The organism is Streptomyces sp. NPDC004647, assembly GCF_040609575.1.
Lineage (GTDB): Bacteria > Actinomycetota > Actinomycetes > Streptomycetales > Streptomycetaceae > Streptomyces.
Window position 1 is genome coordinate 46,633 of the sequence record NZ_JBEXKU010000009.1, and the last position, 17,539, is coordinate 64,171.

At 71.6% G+C, this 17,539-nt stretch carries 15 protein-coding genes, 1 tRNA gene and 3 pseudogenes; 4 read left to right on the forward strand and 15 right to left on the reverse strand.

The window, feature by feature from the left end; all coding sequences use genetic code 11:
* Window positions 1–320: 320 nt before the first annotated feature.
* Window positions 321–2,777: an NACHT domain-containing protein gene (locus ABZW18_RS06085; RefSeq protein WP_356182742.1), complete on the forward strand. Its 2,457-nt coding sequence runs from the start codon at window positions 321–323 to the stop codon at window positions 2,775–2,777.
* 93 nt (window positions 2,778–2,870) lie between these two features.
* On the opposite strand, the pseudogene ABZW18_RS06090 reads toward ABZW18_RS06085, so the two are convergent.
* From ABZW18_RS06090 to ABZW18_RS06105, 4 genes and pseudogenes are all read right to left on the reverse strand, one after another.
* Window positions 2,871–3,075 (reverse strand): annotated as a pseudogene (locus tag ABZW18_RS06090) (ATP-binding protein); the annotation flags it as partial.
* 64 nt (window positions 3,076–3,139) lie between these two features.
* Complete coding sequence (gene selB, locus ABZW18_RS06095) at window positions 3,140–4,942, reverse strand: selenocysteine-specific translation elongation factor (RefSeq protein ID WP_356182745.1); 1,803 nt, start codon at window positions 4,940–4,942, stop codon at window positions 3,140–3,142.
* Window positions 4,939–6,222, reverse strand: a complete 1,284-nt coding sequence (selA, locus tag ABZW18_RS06100; RefSeq protein ID WP_356182748.1) for an L-seryl-tRNA(Sec) selenium transferase — start codon at window positions 6,220–6,222, stop codon at window positions 4,939–4,941. Before selA ends, selB begins: the two co-directional genes overlap by 4 nt.
* Before the next feature lie 24 nt (window positions 6,223–6,246).
* A tRNA-Sec gene (locus ABZW18_RS06105) sits at window positions 6,247–6,341 on the reverse strand.
* A 48-nt stretch (window positions 6,342–6,389) separates the two neighbouring features.
* Here ABZW18_RS06105 and selD point away from each other — a divergent pair.
* Entirely contained in the window at window positions 6,390–7,385 is a 996-nt protein-coding gene (gene selD / locus ABZW18_RS06110; protein WP_356182750.1) for a selenide, water dikinase SelD, read from the forward strand.
* Here the strand turns inward: selD and ABZW18_RS06115 are convergent.
* From ABZW18_RS06115 to ABZW18_RS06140, 6 genes are read right to left on the reverse strand one after another with little or no spacing between them, the layout of a single operon-like run.
* Window positions 7,293–7,973 (reverse strand): MauE/DoxX family redox-associated membrane protein, encoded by a 681-nt coding sequence (locus ABZW18_RS06115; RefSeq protein WP_356182752.1) that lies wholly within the window; start codon window positions 7,971–7,973, stop codon window positions 7,293–7,295. The genes selD and ABZW18_RS06115 overlap by 93 nt on opposite strands.
* A gap of 15 nt (window positions 7,974–7,988) precedes the next feature.
* On the reverse strand, window positions 7,989–8,549 hold the full coding sequence (locus ABZW18_RS06120) for a hypothetical protein (protein ID WP_356182755.1): 561 nt from the start codon (window positions 8,547–8,549) through the stop codon (window positions 7,989–7,991).
* An 18-nt stretch (window positions 8,550–8,567) separates the two neighbouring features.
* A complete protein-coding gene (locus tag ABZW18_RS06125) occupies window positions 8,568–8,744 on the reverse strand; it encodes a hypothetical protein (RefSeq protein ID WP_356182757.1) in 177 nt (58 codons plus the stop codon).
* Window positions 8,741–9,331 carry a hypothetical protein gene (locus ABZW18_RS06130; RefSeq protein ID WP_356182759.1) on the reverse strand — a complete coding sequence of 197 codons (591 nt, stop codon included), beginning with the start codon at window positions 9,329–9,331 and terminating at the stop codon, window positions 8,741–8,743. Before ABZW18_RS06130 ends, ABZW18_RS06125 begins: the two co-directional genes overlap by 4 nt.
* Window positions 9,328–9,846 carry a hypothetical protein gene (locus ABZW18_RS06135; RefSeq protein ID WP_356182761.1) on the reverse strand — a complete coding sequence of 173 codons (519 nt, stop codon included), beginning with the start codon at window positions 9,844–9,846 and terminating at the stop codon, window positions 9,328–9,330. The genes ABZW18_RS06130 and ABZW18_RS06135 overlap by 4 nt, the downstream gene beginning before the upstream one ends.
* Window positions 9,847–9,861: 15 nt before the next feature.
* Window positions 9,862–10,575, reverse strand: a complete 714-nt coding sequence (locus ABZW18_RS06140; RefSeq protein ID WP_356182764.1) for a hypothetical protein — start codon at window positions 10,573–10,575, stop codon at window positions 9,862–9,864.
* A 305-nt stretch (window positions 10,576–10,880) separates the two neighbouring features.
* Here ABZW18_RS06140 and ABZW18_RS06145 point away from each other — a divergent pair, with 305 nt between their 5' ends.
* Together ABZW18_RS06145 and ABZW18_RS06150 are read left to right on the forward strand one after the other, a co-directional pair.
* Window positions 10,881–13,601: an AAA family ATPase gene (locus ABZW18_RS06145; protein ID WP_356182767.1), complete on the forward strand. Its 2,721-nt coding sequence runs from the start codon at window positions 10,881–10,883 to the stop codon at window positions 13,599–13,601.
* Window positions 13,602–13,666: 65 nt separating this feature from the next.
* Window positions 13,667–13,876: pseudogene (locus ABZW18_RS06150) on the forward strand (hypothetical protein); the annotation flags it as partial.
* 99 nt (window positions 13,877–13,975) lie between these two features.
* On the opposite strand, the gene ABZW18_RS06155 reads toward ABZW18_RS06150, so the two are convergent.
* The 5 genes and pseudogenes from ABZW18_RS06155 to ABZW18_RS06175 all read right to left on the reverse strand — a co-directional run bounded on the left by ABZW18_RS06155 (window position 13,976) and on the right by ABZW18_RS06175 (window position 17,536).
* Window positions 13,976–14,899 carry a LysR family transcriptional regulator gene (locus ABZW18_RS06155; RefSeq protein ID WP_356182904.1) on the reverse strand — a complete coding sequence of 308 codons (924 nt, stop codon included), beginning with the start codon at window positions 14,897–14,899 and terminating at the stop codon, window positions 13,976–13,978.
* Window positions 14,900–14,981: 82 nt separating this feature from the next.
* Window positions 14,982–15,659: pseudogene (locus ABZW18_RS06160) on the reverse strand (NAD(P)-binding domain-containing protein); the annotation flags it as partial.
* Window positions 15,660–15,701: 42 nt separating this feature from the next.
* The gene (locus ABZW18_RS06165) at window positions 15,702–16,571 is read right to left on the reverse strand and encodes an aldo/keto reductase (RefSeq protein ID WP_356182770.1); all 870 of its coding nucleotides are present in this window, start codon (window positions 16,569–16,571) and stop codon (window positions 15,702–15,704) included.
* 87 nt (window positions 16,572–16,658) lie between these two features.
* Window positions 16,659–16,892, reverse strand: coding sequence for an MFS transporter (locus ABZW18_RS06170; RefSeq protein ID WP_356182772.1), 234 nt, complete (start codon window positions 16,890–16,892; stop codon window positions 16,659–16,661).
* An 83-nt stretch (window positions 16,893–16,975) separates the two neighbouring features.
* Window positions 16,976–17,536: a TetR/AcrR family transcriptional regulator gene (locus tag ABZW18_RS06175; RefSeq protein WP_356182775.1), complete on the reverse strand. Its 561-nt coding sequence runs from the start codon at window positions 17,534–17,536 to the stop codon at window positions 16,976–16,978.
* Between the last annotated feature and the right edge of the window lie 3 nt (window positions 17,537–17,539).

Below are 17,539 nucleotides of genomic sequence, written 5' to 3' on the forward strand. Positions count from 1 at the left end.
GGCCCTACGCCCGGTCGCGCCCGTGCGCCCATGTGTGCCCATGCGCCACGCCCCGGTACGAACGCCGACGCACCGAAAGGCGCATAGCGCACCACCACTTGCTACGCATGCTCCCCCGCGCCCCCTCAACGCACCCGAGAGCGCCGCCAGGGACGGAACATCCCGGACGAGTCGACCGTCGGTCTTCGTGACGCCTGATCCAAGCGGGACGGCATTCCCCGACCGCTGCCGGTCGCGGTCGGGGGCCGACGGCCGCGAGACCGCAGACGAGTCCGCCTCGCCGGTGAACGACACGCCCAGGGAACCCGGAAAGGCAGAGCATGCTACTGACCACTCGGTCCACCAGGGCCAAGCGATGGAATAACCGCCTCAAGTGGGTCGTCACGCTGTCGGGCGCCGGCCTGCTTGTCTACAGCCTCACCTACGGCCTGGAAAAGTCGGACCAGCTCTCCTCCCTCGTCGGTGGCCTCGTCCTTCTGCTCAGCGGCTTCCAGCTCTTCCCGCTGCGTGGCCCCGGCCCGAGCGTAGAAGCGATCATGCCGGACCTGCGCAAGGACATCGAAGAGTTCTGGCGGAAGGAGCGCAAGGCCCGGGGACTCGACGGCGCTGAGCTGATGCCCATCCGATTGCGGGACCCGGCCTCCGGCTACCTGGCAAGTCCCCTTGCCGGGCACCCCGCCTGGCCCTCGGAGACGTATGCGAAGGACGTGGCCGCGCTGGTGACCGGGGGCACCCTCACCAGGGCCGTGGTCCACGGCCCGCCCGGCGTCGGCAAAACGACCTTCGCCATCATGCTCACCACCGGCGTCGTGCGCGGGGACGCCGAGCCCAGGCGAGTCCCGCTGTACCTCTCGCTCGCCTCCTGGAGCCCCGGAGAGGAGAGGTTCCGCGACTGGTTCGACCGCCAGATCGCCGCCGCATACCCCTCCCTCCGGGCCCTGCACCCGAGGAACGACACGCTCCTGGAGCGTCTGACCGACGACCGCATCGTCCTCATCCTCGACGGCCTCGACGAGATCCGCGGCCCGGTGCGTTCCGACGCCCTGATGCAGATCGACGAAGCAGTGGACAGGGATCAGCCGCTGATCGTCCTGACCCGCTCCGCAGGACGTCTGCCGTCCCTGACCGGGGCGCGCGTCCTGGTCCTCGAGCGTCTCACCGCTGCGGACGCCGCGGCGTACCTCACCGTGCGGCTGAACAGCGCGCCGCCCGCGGCGCGGACGGCGTGGCGGGCGCTGGCCGCGGCGCTGAGCACCGATGCGGTCCCCGAGCTGACCGCGATACTGCGGACACCTCTCTATCTGGACCTGCTCTGCCGCGCCGCCGAGCGGGACGGGGGTGTCCCCGACCGGTTCCTGGCCGAGGTCATGCAGCAGGGGGCGGACGCCGGCAAGCGACTGCTGTACCGCACCTTCGTCGATCAGGCCCTGCGGTCCCGGCTCGGAGCGGGTGGCCGCAGACTGCGCAGAGCCAAGCGCTGGGCCGCCTGCATCGCCTTCGAGATGTCCAGAGCACCGGCCCCCAGCCGCACGCTGGCCTGGTGGCGCATCTACGAACGGGTGCCGCCGGTGGTGTTCGGCGCTGCGACGGCTGTGGCCGTCGCCCCGGCCTATCGTCTGTGTCTGCTCATGCCTCCCGGCCTCACCCGGGGCTTCGCCATCGGCACCGTCACGAGCTTCGTCCTGGGCGCCTGCAGGGGTGTCGACACCCGTCCGGCCGCGCTCGTCGCGGCTGTCTCGAGCGCCGTCAGCGTGCTCGCGGTCGGTATCTGGCTGCTGGACCTTCCGAAAGCGGTCGTCGACGCGGCGGAGATCGGTACGGCGATCGGCATCGTCTTCCTCTTCAAATCCCAGTTGTGCGGCCGTTGGCAGGCCTGTGTCGGCGCGATCCTCCTCACCGGCAGTGTCAGCGCGTTCGCCGTGTACGCGGCGAAGGCGGTCCTGCCGCCCGGCTCCGCTCCCGGCAGAACCCCGGTGGGCGTCTTCCTGGCCGTGGTCACCGGCACCGCCGTCGCCACCATGGCGGCGCGTCTGCTGACCAGGCCCGGCGGTCCGCTGCGGCCCTCGACAGCGAGCCTGCACCCCCGCGAGAGCCTGGGCCTGCCCCTGCGCCCTGTGCTCGCCGCCACGTGCGCGGCCTCCGCAGCCGGTATGGGCGGGGCCTTCGTCGGGGCGGCCACCCACGGCCTCCGCCACGGCCTGCACGTGGGCATCGTCTTCGCCCTCATCCTCGGTCCGGCGATCGGCCTGCCGGCCGGTCTGATCGCGTGGCTCAACCAGCCGGGTCGTCTGCCCATCGCCAGCGCGCTGCGCACCTACCAGCACGACCGGGCGCTGGCCTGGCTCTGCCTCATCGGTGTCACCTCGACGGCGACCGTGGCCCCCACCGCCCTGGACGGCCTGGTGCAGCCCTTGATCGACCGGGTGGGCAACTCCTCCTTCACCGCGCATCCGGTTCACGGCCTGCTGTTCGGCGTGACGATCGGCATCGTCGTCGCCGCCTACAACACCGCGTGGCCCAATTACATCCTGTGCAGTACCTGGTTCGCGGTCCGGCTGCGGCTGCCCTGGCGGTTCATCGGCTTCCTCAACCTCCTCCACGAGTGCGAGATACTCCGGCAGGAAGGTCCCCTCTACAGCTTCCGCATGGTGGAGCTGCAGAACTACCTGGCCGCCACCTATGAGCCGGCCCGGGGCCGGAACCCGCACGCCCGGCGGGCGCCGCGGACACCGCGACGACCGGCTCGGCGCCGTCGGCAACCGACGAGTGCGCCGTGAAGCTCAGGGGACGGGACATGTCGGCGACGGGTGGAGCGCTCCTGTTCATGGCGTAGCGGGCAGCGCCTGGCCGGATCCACGCGACGGGGACGGTCAGAGCGGCGGGTGCGGCAGGTCGAGCTCGGCGCGCACGGTCTTGCCTACCGGGTACGCGGTCCAGCACCGCCCACCGGTCAGCGAGCGCCTCGACGAGGACGATCCCACGGCCGGACCCGGCGAGGCCCTGTGGCGGCGAAACGTCGCCGGGGGCGGGCGGACGCCGCTCGGTACGGGTGCCGGAGACCTCGATCCGCAGGGTGTCCGCGGTGAGGGCGAGCGGCAGCTCGTCGCACAGGGGACACGGTTTTCGGCACCCACACGCGTCAGGTCGTCGCGTGGTGCGCCCGCCGGCGCAGTCGTCGGTGGCCGTCGTCGGTGACCTTATCGGTGACGCCCTGGCGATCGAGGTGTTCCAGCAGGGGGACGACGACGCGTCGTGGTGCGTCCAGGGCGGTGCGTGCGTGGCTCACGCGGAAGGGCGCAGACAGCCGTTGGAGCACGGCGATGGCTCGTTCTATCGCGTCCGGCGTGAGGTAGACGTCCGGTGCCAGCCGTACGAGCACGCCGTGCCGGGTCAGGGCGCGGAGTTCGGCCGCGCTGACCCCGAGCTCGCGCCATCGCCCAGCGGTTGGCGCTCGCAGGCCCGCTGTGGTGAGTTCCCGGCGGGTGGTCTCGGCGACTCTGTGCAAGGCGGCCGGCAGGACGGCGTTGGCCAGGCCGATGCGCCCGTGGTCTTCCCTGAGCTGGGGCGACAGGATGAGGTCGATGATCCGGGTGTCGGGGAGTCCCAGTGCGTCCCGTATCTGTTCCCTGGTCAGTTCCGGTGCGGTGGCGGATCGCTCTTCGTGGTGGGTCCATACCAGGATGAGCAGGCGTTCTGCGAGCCGCCGCCGGTGTTCGGGATCGATCAGCCATTCCTCCTCCGGCGGGCCGGCGGGCAACGGGATGCCGAGGCGGCGCAGGTCGGTGCTGCGGACCAGGCCGCGGCGGCTGAGTTCGTCGGCGAGCAGAGGTCTTCCGGTCGCGGTTTCCAGTGTGGCCCTGCGCCGCCCTGCCGCGCCACGACCGGCGATGCGCGCGGGCGTCGGGTCGAGCACGGTCGCGCCCAGCACCGTACGAGCGGCGGGGTCGCGCACCGCGAGCCGGTCCCCCACGTGCAGCGGCAGCGGAGCGGCCAGCTGGAGTCGGCCGAGGTCGTCGGCGAGCCGGCGCAGCCGGGCCGGGCGCCGGGCGGTGCCGAGGTGGCACATGACCTCGGCGGGCAGCGCCGGTGGATTCGCCGGTGGATTCGCGCTCGCGCCGGGGGCGTGCAGCCGGACGTCGACCAGCGTGCTGACGACCCATGCGTCCGGGGTGAGCAGGGCGCTGCCGCGGGGCACCGCGTCGAGCGGAACGCGCCGGAGGTTGACCGCAAGGCGGGTGGGCCCCGATGCCTCCGCGACGGATCGCCCGCACACCTGAAGTCCCCGGACGGTCGCGATGGGGCCCTCCACACCGGATGGGCACAGCTCGACCCGGTCTCCGACGCGGAGCGTTCCGCCGAGCAGGGTGCCGGTCACCACGGTGCCCGCGCCGGAGACGGTGAAGGCCCGGTCCACCCAGAGCCGTACCGGTCCCGGACTGGCCGGGAACGCCGGAGAGAGCTGGTCGAGTGCGGTGCGCAGCGCATCGAGACCCCGACCGGTGTGCGCGCTCGTCGCCAGCGGGGCCGGGGCCGGGAGGCCGCGCGCGAGCAGCTCACGACGGGCGACGGCCGCTGCGGGTCCGGGATCGGCCAGGTCGCAGCGGGTGATCACGAGAATCAGCTGCGGCACGGCGAAGGCAGCCAGCGCGTCGGCGTGCTCGGCGGTCTGTGCGGCCCAGCCTTCGTCCGCGGCCACGGCCAGCAGTGCGGCACGGACCGGGCCGAGTCCGGCCAGCATGGTGTGCAGGTAACGCTCGTGGCCCGGCACGTCGACGAAGGCGGCCCGCCGCCCGCTCGGCAGGTCGCACCACGCGAACCCGAGGTCCAGGGTGAGCCCACGGCGGCGCTCCTCGGCGAGCCGGTCCGGATCACGTCCGGTGAGTGCGCGGACCAGGGCGCTCTTGCCGTGGTCGACATGCCCGGCCGTGGCTACGACGATCATGATGTGGCACGCACGGCTTCGACGACCTGGCTGTCCTGCCGTGGATCGATCGTGCGCAGGTCGAGCAGGCAACGACCGTCCGTCACCCGGCCCACGACCGGCGGCGTGGCGGCGCGCAGCGCCGTGCCGTGCCGCTCGGGCAGGCTGAGCGCCACGCTGGGCAGCACGACCTCCGGCGCGCCGCCGCCACCCACCATGGCCGTCGAGGCCACGATGCGCGCGTCCACGCCGGACAGCTGAGCCGCCATCCGCCGGGCGCGCTCCCGTAGTTCGGCCGGTTCGGCGTGCAGCGCCTGCACGACCGGTGGGCGCGGTCCGCGAACGGTCGCCTCCAGAGCGGCCAGCGTCAGTTTGTCCGTCCGCAGCGCGCGGGCCAGTGGATGCCGGGCCAACCGCCGGACCAGATCGGCATCGCCGAAGATCAGGCCGGCTTGTGGGCCGCCCAGCAGTTTGTCCCCACTCGCGGTCACCAGCGCAGCGCCGGCCCGCAAAGCACTCTGCACATCGGGTTCCTCGGGCAGCGCGGAGTCGCGTCGCAGCAGTCCGGAGCCGACGTCGGCCACCACCGGAACGTCCAGTGCGGACAGAGCGGCGACGCCGACCGACTGCACGAAACCGGTCACCACGAAATTGGACGGATGCACCTTCAGCACGAAAGCGGTGTCCTGACGGATCGCTGAGACGTAGTCATCCAGAGTGGTCCGGTTCGTCGTCCCGACCTCGCGCAGCCGGGCGCCGGTGCTCTCCATCAGCTCGGGCAGCCGGAAGCCATCGCCGATCGCGACCAGTTCGCCCCTGCTGACCACGATCTCCCGCCCCCCGGCCAAGGCGACGGCGGCAAGCGCCAGTGCGGCGGCGTTGTTGTTCACCACGTGCACGTCACCCGCCTCGGGCACGGCCGCCAACAGCGCCTCGCGCACGCCGTGGCCGCGGCGTGCGCGGCTGCCGGAGTCCAGGTCGAACTCCACGTCGGTGTACCCGGCCGCCGTGACGACGGCATCGACGGCCGCGTCCGACAACGGGGCGCGGCCGAGGTTGGTGTGCACGACGACGCCGGTCGCGTTGATCACCGCCCGCAGGCTGCTCGTGGTGTGCGGCAAGGTCCGCCCGACCTCGGCGAGCACCTCGCCGGGGTCGATCTCGCCCCGTCTGACGCGCTCTTGGGCGGCCTGGACGACGCCCTTGACCGCGGTCCGTCCCAAGCTGGCGATGGCGGAGTGCAGTTCCGGTGCGGCGAGCAGCACGTCGGTACGGGGGACATGGCGCCTCGGATCAGTCATCGCATGAGCCCCGTGGTGGAAGTGTGGCGGAGGCGGACGGGAATCGAACCCGCCTGGCCGGGGGTCCCGGCCACGTCGGTTTTGAAGACCGCGGGCGCCACCAGGCGCCGGACGCCTCCAGGTTGAGGGCTTCCCTGGGTGGGAAGAGCGTGTGGTTGGCTGGAGTCATGGACTCGACCAACGGTACCGAGGTCCGCCTCACGCAGTACGCGCGGGGCGGTGGCTGCGCGTGCAAGATCCCGCCGGGGGAACTGGAGGAGGTGCTCGCCGGTCTCACCCGGCCTTCGGAGCACCTGGTGGTCGGCGCGGAGCACGGGGACGACGCTGCCGTGGTCGCCATCGACTCCTCGCGCGGCGTGGTGGCGACCACCGATTTCTTCACACCCGTCGTGGACGATCCTTACACGTGGGGCCGTATCGCCGCGGCCAACGCGCTGTCCGATGTGTACGCCATGGGTGGCCGACCGGTGGTGGCGGTCAACCTGCTGTGCTGGCCCCGGGAGATTCTGCCCATGGAGCTGGCCGCCGAAGTGCTGCGCGGCGGCGCGGACACCGCGCGAGCCGCGGGCTGCCCGGTCGGTGGCGGTCACAGCGTGGACGACGCGGAACCCAAGTACGGCATGGCGGTGACCGGCGTCGTTGATCTCGACCGTATGCTGCGCAACGACTCCGGCCGCCCCGGTCTGCCGCTCTCGCTGACCAAACCGCTCGGCATCGGGGTGCTCAACACCCGGCACAAGGCCACGGGAGAGGTCTTTCCGCAGGCGATAGCGGCGATGACGGAGCTCAACGACCGCGCCGGCGCGGCCGCCGTTTCGGCGGGGGTGCGATGTGCCACTGATGTCACGGGATTTGGTCTGCTGGGTCATCTCTACAAGCTGGTCCGGGCGAGTGGTGTCTCGGCGGTGCTGGACGCCGACGCGGTCGGCTATCTGGATGGTGCGAGGGAAGCGGCGAAGGACGGCTTCGTCAGCGGTGGTACCCGGCGCAACCTCGCGTGGGTGGAGCCCCATGTCGACTTCGGGGCCCTCGGTGAGATCGAACGGCTGCTGCTGGCCGACGCACAGACGTCAGGGGGGTTGCTGGTCGCCGGTGAGGTGCCGGGTGCGCCGGTGATCGGCGAGTTGGTGCCCGCGGGGCAGGCGTCGATCACCGTCCGCTGAGTCGCCGTCCGCAGAGATACCAGCCGCTGGTCCCCCGGGATTCGCGATCAGCGGCAGCCCCACCAGGAGGACCACCGCCACCATCAGACCTCCGGCGACGACGGTCATCGCCCACACGTACGGTGGCAACGGGCCGGTGCCGCCGGCACCGGTGAGCCGGCCGGCGAGTCCGCCGAGTCCGCCGAGGCTGATCGCCAGCGCGCGCAGCACGGTGTGCGCTCCGAACCGGTCCTGGCTGTCCAGACAGCCGCAGCGCGGGCGCACCCCGCGCCTGAGTTGCACACCGGCGTAACCGGCGAAGATCCCGCCCAGCACGACCATGCCGAGCATCGGCAGCCACGTCGGTGGGAGCACCAGGACCGCGCGGGTCGATGGCGGCAGTACGACCGTCATCGACCCCAGGCCCAGCGCGAGCTCGGCGACCGGCAGCGCCCACGCCAGCCAGCCGACGTTGGCCGCCACGACCCGTCCGTGCTCGCTCAGCACCAGCGCGAACGCCGGGCGGTGGCGCAGTTTCCACCACCCGGCGTTCAGCAGGACGAACCCGCTGCCGGTGGCGCCGACGGCGCCGAGCAGCGTCCAGTCCATCTTCCGCAGTCTCCTTTACGGTTGACCCAGCAGCGGCAGTACGAGCACGGCCTGGCCCGCGCCGAAGGCCAGCACGAGCATGATCTTCAGCCACTTCTCCCAGGCGCTCCAGGCCAGGTCCCACTCACCATCGGCGCCGTAGTACAGCGAGCCGATGGTCATCGCCGCCCGGCCGAGACCGAACGCCGCACCGGCTGCAAACGCGGTGAGGGGCCCGGCGAGACCCGCTACCAGCACCAGAGCCGCGTAGGGCAGTCCGGACGGCACATAGGTGCGCATGCCGGTGCCCATCTCGATCCCGAACTGCAGCGGACCGAAGAACCGGCCGTGCCGGAACACGGTCTCCGGGACCAGCCGTGCGTTCTGCGGCAGCGGGAACCGCGGCCACCCGAACTCCCGGGCGGCCAGCACCACCAGCACGACGATGGTGGCCACGGCCACGGCGGTCACCGGCAGCACCGCGCGCAGCACGGAGCCGACGAGCATCACACCGAGGCCACTGATCACTCCGCCCAGCACCAGGCCGAGCGCGAAAGCATAAGGGGGCAGACCTCGCCAGACCGACGAGCTCAGCACGGAGGCTGAGTTGCGGCTTCAAGTGGAGCCGCTGGTCGCGAACCCCGCCGCCGCGCCGGTCACCAGCCAGGGCCACAGCCCGTCCGTCCCAGCGGTGGACAGCGGGAGCGCGGCGGCCACGCCCGCGACCGCGGCGGCGGTGATCAGTGCTGCCGCTGTCGCGGGATGCCAGGTCAGGCGTTGAGCCGGCCTCATGACACCAGAGCCCGGCAGATGCTGAACACATTCCGGGTCTCTTCGCCGTCGACCGTCACCGTCATGCTCCCGTCGGAGCACCGGTAGACCTTGCCGTCCGGAGTCTTCCACTTCCACGCGTTCTTGAATCCGGCCTGCTCCGTGCCGCACGACGTGGAGACCGGTGTGTACTTGGTCACCGTGTCGCCCTCCTGCTTCTCGTCGGAGCGGTACCAGCCGTTGGCGTCGCAGTACTCGCTGGACATCTCCTCGCCGCCGAAGCATGCCGCAGAGCCGTTGAACTCACCGCCGGTGTCCGGCCCCTCGTCATAACCGCCGTTCGGGAATCCGTCACGGACCGGGTAGGCGTCCTTGCAGTCGTTGCTGTCCCAGCCCGTCAGCCCGTTCGGGCCGGTCTCGGCCATGGCCCGCCCGCTGTTGCCCCAGGTGAGCGAGAGCGCCCCCACGGTGAGTGCCGACAGGGCCATTCCGCGCAACACGCTCCTGCGGGAGGTGGGCTGCTTCAGCCCGCGCAACGCGGCGGTGGGCCGGACCTCACCGCCGTAACTCTGGTTGACCAGGGGGATGTCAGCCAACTGTGACGTCATGACGACGACCTTTCTATGAGAGGGGCAGCGGGGGTGACGGCGAGCGCAGCCGCGATGTCGCGCTCGCTGCTCGGAAGGTGCAGCGAGCCGACCGTGCCGTCGGTGCCGACGGTGAGGAGTACGGGCGGACTCAGGTGGGCCAGCGACGACCATGCGTCGCGGTCCTGTACGACCTGCACCGTCTCCGGCAGCGTCGACCACCGCTCCGGCGGCTCGTAGGTGAGCAGCACTGGCCGGAACTCCGGTGTCGCGACCTCGGCGAGGACCGCGGTGGCGTACCGGCACAGCGGGCAGCTCGCGTCGGCGACCAGCACCGTTCGTTCCCGGCCTGGTTCGGCGATGCGTTCCACGAACGGGGCAGGGAGCTGCAGTTCTGCCGGTGCTGCGGCGGTAGCGGCGCGTTCGTCCACGTGACGGCGCAGCATCCGCACTTCTCGCAGCACCGCCGCGAGCGCGAGATAGAGAATGACGATCGCGATCCAACTGAGGATCACCATGGCGAGGGTGGGAGACATAGGTGCCCGGCCGCCTTAGGCCGCGGTCCAGGCGGCGTCGATCCCGTCCACCCACGTCAGCAGGGCAGAGGCGTCGAGCCGGGACCCCGGGTCGATCCGTATCTCGGCGGCGCCCTTCGCTCCGGCGACAACGTACAGGTAGTCGTGCTCGCTGGCGGAGTCGGCGGAGCGTCCGGGCAACGGCACGCGCCACAGCTCCCCGTGCCGGGTGGACTTGCCGCGGTGCTTCGGAACCATCCTCCGGGCCTGCCGCGGTCCGGGGACGACGATCGTGCCCCGGTCAGCCACGGTCACCGCCGTCTGCTGCAGCGCGGTGTCCCCCTGTGTGAAGCGTTCCGGGCGCACCCGCATGCCGCGGGGGTGGTCCTGGATCTCCAGCGTGCCGAACAGTCCGATCAGCGTCTCCCGGCTCGGTGCGGGGCCGGAGAACACGGTCATCAGCTCGTGGTACCTCTCCAGCAGGGTGACGATCGTGGTGTTCCCGTCCGCAGTGGCGGCCACGACGGTCTCCCGCCCCTTGACGACGAACCGGTCCGTGGAAGCGGCCTTGATCACGTGCTTGCGAACGAAGTCGTGATAGCCACGAGAACCGATCTGGAACCCGCGGCTGTAGGCGCCGCCGACGAACCGTACGTTGGTCGCCACCGCTCGTACGGGCGCTTCGTCGGCAAGGTACAACGCGAGTCTGTCTCCACTCGGAGCCATGATGCGCAAAGTCGAGCCCGCCATCAGGACCACCTCCAGAACATAAGCAGCGGATAAATCATTCATCGTGCGGAAGCACGGAATGCGTCCGCTCAATCACCTTGCCTGTCATGTGCCTTCGGTGCCTCTCGGCGGGTACCGAAGGATTTTTCCGCCGCTGGTCGTTGCGCCGGAGTTCTGGAGGTTGCCCGGGTTCGCCATGAGATAGATCACAGCTTGTAAAGCGCGAACGGCTCAACGGAGCATTCGCTCGGCGCATCCCTCCTGAATAAGAATCACGATAAATTCCGTCAGGGTGGGGCCCGTTGAATCGCCAAGGTGGGGAATCCGTGCACCTCGTGGGACGCGAGGAGGAATTGTGCTCGATCGACGAGCTGCGCACTGAGGTCTGGGGCGGATACGGCACGGGAGTGCTGATTCGGGGCGCGGCGGGCATGGGCAGGACGGCGCTGCTCCGCGCGGCGTGCGAGCGGGCCCGGCGCGCGGGAGCGCTCGTCTTCGCAGCCGGGGCGGACCGGCTGGAGGCCGACTGTCCGTTCGGCGTCGTCCGGCAGTTGTTCGAGGACGTCGACGGATCCCGGCCCGTGCCCGGCCTGGATGGCCTGAACGAGCTGTACGACAGGGCCATGGAGCTGGCGGCGGACCGGCCGGTGGTCATCGCGGTGGACGATCTCCGGTGGATCGACGACGCCTCGGCACGGTGGCTCGCGTATCTGCTGCGCAGGACCCGCCGTCGGCGTGTTCTCGTCATGGCGACCACGAGCCTGCCGACGGACGTCATCGACGCCGACCTCGTAAGCCGTTTCGACCACGTGATCGCCCTCGACGGGCTGCGCACCGAGGCTGTCGTCGACCTCGCGGGAGACATTCTGGGTACGCCGGTCGAGAAGGAGTTCGGCGCCTCGTGCCATCAGGCCACCGATGGCAGCCCGTTGCTGCTGCACGCGGTGCTGTGCGCCATGCGGGAATCGAAACGGCCGGTGAGCCCCGCGGTCCTGAGTGAGGTGCTGGCGAGCCCTCCGCCGGTCGTCATGACCTGGCTGCGACGAACCCTGGCGACCTGCGGTTCCGGCGCCGGCGAACTGGTCGAGGTGATCGCGGCGTTCGGCGAACCGGTCGAACTGGACCTGGCCGTCGCCACGGCCGAACTCGCTACCGCCCGCGTGGCACCGCTGGTCGACGCGCTGGTGGCAGCGCGGCTGCTGTACTGGTGCCGCGACCGGGTATCCCTGCGGCCGCCTGTGGTCCAGGCGGCCGTGCTGGTCGGCCTCGCGCCCGGCGCCGGCCGGGTACTGCGCGCCAGGGCCGCGCGGCTACTGCATTCCAGGGGAGCGCCGGCGGCCGACATCGCCGCACAGCTGCTCCGGTCCGGTCCGCTCGGTGAGCCGTGGGCAGCCGACGTGCTGTGCGCAGCGGCCGCGCAGGCCACGGCAGAGGGCGACTCCGACCGCGCCCTGGACCACCTGCGGTCGGCACTGCGCGAACCGATGAGCTCCCGGAGACGGTCGGAGCTGATGGTGCACATGGGGTCGGCCCAGCCACCGGCCGACGTCGGCTCGGCCGTCGGCTACCTGCGCCGGGCCCTGGACGTCACCTCGGACCACTCGGTCCAGGCCGGTGCTGCGCGGCGGCTGGCCGGACTGCTGTGCCTGAGCGAGCGTTACGGGGAGGGCATGCGGGTACTGCGGAACGTGGCCGGGTCGGCACGGGACCGCTCCCCCGAGGTCGCGTTGAGCCTGGAGGTCGAGGAGGCTCTGCTGGGCCTGTGTCATCTGCCCTCGCCGGATGCGGCGCCGGCCCGGCTCGCCGGCCGCATGGACCTCACCGAGGAGCCGGAGAACGACGCGCTGGGCATCCTGTGGTCGGTCCGCGCGATGATGTCCGGCCTGCAGCGGCAGCAGGCGGTGAAGCTGGCGTCGCGGGCACTGGATCGCGGTCTCCCACAAGTGAACGAGGCGTCCCTCCACCACCCGATGAGCGTGCTGACCCTGGCGGTGGCCGGTGAACTCGAACTCGCCGTTCACCACGCCGGCCAGGCGGTCGACCAAGCGCACCGCTCCCGCTCTGCGCTGGGTGGCGCCCGGGCACTCGCCGTGCGCAGCGAGGTGAACTACCGGCTGGGACGGCTGGAGGACTGCCAGAACGACGCGCGGGCCTGCCGGGACACACTCCTCCAGTTCGGCTCACGCCGGGCGGACGGCATGGCCATGGCCGCGACCGCACGGCTGGCGGACGCCCTGGTGGACAGCGGTGACCCGGACGCGGCCGAGCACGTGATCGCGGATGTGCTGGCGGGACAGACCGTGCCTGCGAACCTGCTGGGCACCTGGCTGCTCACCAGTCGGGGCCGCCTGCGCCTGGCCAAGGGAGAGATCCGGCAGGGCGTGGACGACCTGCTCGAGACGGGCCGGCGGCTGGACTCCTGGCAGGTGACCAATCCGGCCGTCATTCCCTGGCGTTCGCTGGCCGGGCTCGGATACGCGGCGATGGGGAAGAGCTCGGCAGCCCGCGAACTCATCGAGGAGGAACTGGCCCTGGCGCACCAGTGGGGAAGCTCGCGAGCGGTCGGCATGGCGTTGCGGGCGGCAGGCAGGGCGGCGAAGGGAAGCGCAGGCGTCGCTCTGTTGCGCGAAGCGGTCGCCGCGCTGAGCCGCTCCCACGCGTCGCTGGAGCATGCGCGGGCCCTTGCCGACCTCGGCACGGCGCTGCGTACGACCAACCAGCTCGCCGATGCCCGCCACCACCTGCGTCAGGCGGCGACCTCCGCACAGCAGTGCGGCGCCATCGCGCTGGTTCGCCTCGCTCGCGCCGAGCTCATCGCGGCTGGTGCCCGGCCCCGCCGCCAGGCTCACTGCGGGCTCGAGTCCCTCACCCCGACCGAGCGCCGGGTGGCTCACCTGGCGGCGCGGGGGTTGAGCAACCGGGAGATCTCCGAGCGCCTCTTCGTCGTACGACGCACCGTGGAGCTGCACTTGAGCAGCATCTACCGCAAGCTCGGGGTCCGCGGCCGGGTGGACCTGCCTGCGAGGATGCCGGGCGATCGGACGTAGCCCGGCCGTGGGGCGCGGGGCGCGGGGCGCGGTGACCATCCGACGATTCGCTCGTTCTGCTGCACGTGCGTTCACAGGACGCGATAGCCACCACGCACACGTCCGTCAGCGTCGAGCCCGTGGGGCTCGAGCAGGCCGAGGCCGCGCTCGTCGAGCACTACCCTCGGCTGGTCCGGATCGCCTATCCGTGCTGCCCCCCGGGGCTCGGCCGCAACCGCAGGGTGCTCACCGCGCACGCGCTCGCGCAGCGCGCCCTGCCGCGCGGCCGATCGGCACGGCGATCCGGATCGGCGAACGGTGCAGGCTCCATTCCGACCTGCCGAGCAGCCCGGACCATCACGGCATGCCGCTCAGTGGTGGGGAACCGGGGGGAGTCACCAAGTGCGGCCCGCCTCGAGGAGGAGGTCGCGGACCCGGGTGACGTCGGGGTTGTCGGGCCTGCCGGGGCGCTGGACGAGGTAGCCGGTGTTGATGGGCGGGTCGTCTGGTTCGTGCAGGGGCACGAGGGCGCCGGAGGCGAGTTCGCCCTGGCACAGGAAGCGGGGCAGGACGGTGAAGCCGGCTCCCGCGGCGACCGTGGCGAGTACGCCGCGCAGGTCGGGGACGGTGACGGCAGCGGGGCAGGACAGCCGCGTGCCGAAAACGTGGCGCCAGTAGCGGCGGGCGATGGGCAGGTCCTCGGCGTAGGTGACCAGGGGGACGGCGTGCAGCGCGGCCGGGCCGTCGGCGGCCAGCCGTTCCTTCAGGCGGCCGGCCAAGGCGGGCGCGGCGACCAGGACGAACTCCTCGTCCATCAGCGGCACGGCGGCCAGCGCCCTCCCGCGCGGCCGGACGGTGGCGATCACCAGGTCATAGCGTCCGGCGCGCAACTCCTCCAGGAGCGGGTCGGTCAGGCCCATGGTCACGCGCAGCCGTACTCCGTCGGCGGCCAGCGGGGCGAGGGTCGGCAGGACGCGGGTGCACAGCAGTTCGGCAGGCCCTGCCAGATGGACGGGGGCGGCCGCCTTGTCTGGTGCGGTGTCGTGCCCGGCGACGGCGGCGAGCGTGTCGAGGGGCACGGCCACGCGGGCCGCGAGGTCGTGGGCGACGGGTGTCGGGGCGACGCCGCGCGGCAGGCGCTGGAACAGCTCGCGGCCCGTCTGCCGTTCCAGGGCACGGATCTGGGTGGTCACCGTGGGCTGGGACAGGCCCAGCAGTCCGGCGGCGGCGGTGAAGGAACCGGAGCGGTACACAGCCAGGAAGGTGCGTAGCAGGTTCAGGTCCGGTTGGGATGCCGCAGCGGACTGCCGCACCCCGATCGGACCATCGGGATCCTTATGTCTCACGAAGGAATCCTATCCGCTCCCTATGGCACAGCGGGCTGTGGCGGCATCCGGAGCCTTACGCCCGGAACGCGGCCGGGCGCTTGGGGGACGCCTCGGCCAGGGCGTCCGTCACCGCGTCGACGCCGCCGCGCAAGCCGTAGACGGGGGTGCCGGGCTGCTGTCGCCAGGAGTCGTCGATGCCGCCGGCGTCCACGGTGTCGAAGCCGAGCTCGTCGATGAGGTCGCGGACGATCTTCTTGGCGGCCTCGTCGTCGCCGGCGACCGGCAGCGCCATCCGCTCGGGGTCGCCCTTCGGGTGCGGCTTGTCGAGGATGTCCTGGGCGTAGGTGCCGTTGAACGCCTTGATAACCGGCTGGCCGAGGTGCTGCTGCGTCCAACGGCTCTCGGTGAGCCCTTCGTCCTCGATGGCGGCGATCCGGCCGTCGCGCTCCTTGGGGTAGTAGTTGCCGGTGTCGATCACGGCGAAGCCGTCGGCGGCCCCGTCGAACAGGCCGGGCGGAAGGTCGGGGATGTTCTTGAGCGGGATGGTGACCACAACGACCTCGGCGCCGCGGGCCGCTTCGGTCACGGCTACCGGGGTGGCGCCGGTCTCCTCGGCCAGCGCGGTCAGGGTGTGCGGGCCGCGGGAGTTGGCGACGGACACGTCGTGCCCGAGGGCGGTCAGCCGCCGGGTGAGGTTGCCGCCGATGTTGCCGGCGCCGATGATGCCGATCTTCATGGGGAGTCTCCTTGGGTCGGGGTGGGTGCGGAGGGTGGGGTGCTGTTCCTGGCCGTGTCACACGGCGTCGCTGAGGGCCTCGAACTCGCCGTCGGTCAGGGTGAGGGTCGCGGCCTGGAGGTTCTCCTCGAGGTGGGCGACGCGGGAGGTGCCGGGGATGGGCAGCATGACCGGGGAGCGGCGCAGCAGCCAGGCAAGGGCGAGCTGGGAGGGGCTGGCGCCGTGCTGCTGGGCGGCGGCGTCGAGCGGGCCGCCGGGGCGGGCGAGTTCGCCGGTGGCCATGGGGAACCACGGGATGAAGGCGATGTTCTCGGCCTCGGCGTACTCCAGGACGTCCTCGGCGCTGCGGTTGGCGAGGTTGTACAGGTTCTGCACGGAGACGATCTCGGCGATGCCGCGGGCTTCCTTGAGCTGGTCGACGGTCACCTCGGAGACGCCGATGTGGCGGATCTTGCCCTCCTGCTGGAGGAGGACGAGCTCGCCGAGCTGGTCGGCGAGGGGCACCTGCGGGTCGATGCGGTGCAGCTGGTAGAGGTCGATCCGCTCGAGGCCGAGGTGGCGCAGGCTCAGTTCCAGCTGCTGGCGCAGGTACTCGGGGCGGCCCACCGGGCGCCAGTCGTCGGGGCCGGGCCGGGTCAGGCCGCCCTTGGTGGCGATGACGATGTCGTCGTTGTAGGGGTGGAGGGCCTTGCGGATGAGGCGTTCGCTGACGAAGGGGCCGTAGGAGTCGGCGGTGTCGATGAAGGTGACGCCGAGTTCGACGGCGCGGCGCAGGACGCGTACGGCCTGGTGGGCGTCCTTGGGCTCGCCCCAGACGCCGGGGCCGGTCAGCTGCATGGCACCGTAGCCGAGGCGGTTCACGGGCAGGTCGCCACCGAGGGCGAAGGTGCCGGAGGCCTGGGCGGGGCGCGGGGAGCTGGTGCTCATGGGAGCGTCCTTTCATGTGAGCTGGATGGGCTGAACCGGGGGCAGGGATGGGCCTGTTCAGCGAGAGGGATGTGCTGACCGTCAGGGTCAGTTGCCGGTGGTGTTCAGCGGAGCAGGTTGTGGCGGTGCCGACCGAGCCGGGAGGCTGTTGGCGGTGACCAGCAGGATGCCGATGAGGACGGGGCGCTTGCCGCGCATGTCCCCGAGCCGCCCCAACAGCGGGGTGGAGACGGCTGCGGACAGCAGGGTGGCGGTGGTCAGCCAGCCGGCGGTGGAGGCGGTCAGGGACAACTCGTCGCGGATAACGGCCAGGATGGGCACGACCAGGTCTGCATCATGGCCACGACAGTGACCGCAGAGCGAACAGACAGGGAACGGGAGAACGAACGCCCCGGGCCGCGCGGTCAGCGGGTCGCGACCGGGGCGCCCAGCAGGCCGGACAGGAGCGCGTCGCTCGCGGGCCCCAGCAGCAGGCTGCCGCTGCCCTCCGACTCCAGCCCGATCACCAGGGCGATCGCGATATCGGCTGCCTCGCCGGGCTCGATACCGCCCACGGTGCCGGCCTCGGTGAACAGGCCGATCAGCAGGCGCCGCAGGTCCGCGGTGAAGGCGGTGCAGATCCCGCCGAACACCCGGGCCTTTTCGTCCAGGAGTTCGGCGGCGTGCGGGGAGTCCCCGGCGAGCTGGAGGACCAGGTCGAGCTTGGCGGCCAGGACGCCCCGGATGCGGTCGGCGTACGGGGCGTCCTCGGCGGCCGCCGCCTGGGCGCGCTCCAGTGCCCGGGTGTGCAGGCGGTGGGCGAGCTGCCGGAAGGCGTCGTCCTTGCTGCGGACGTACTGGTAGACCGCTGACCGGGACACGCCCATGGTGGTGGCGATGTCGTCCATGGTGGTGCGCCGCACGCCGTACCGGGTCAGACAGTCGTAGGTGGCGTCCAGGACCTCACCCAGCCGGTCGGTGCCCATGGC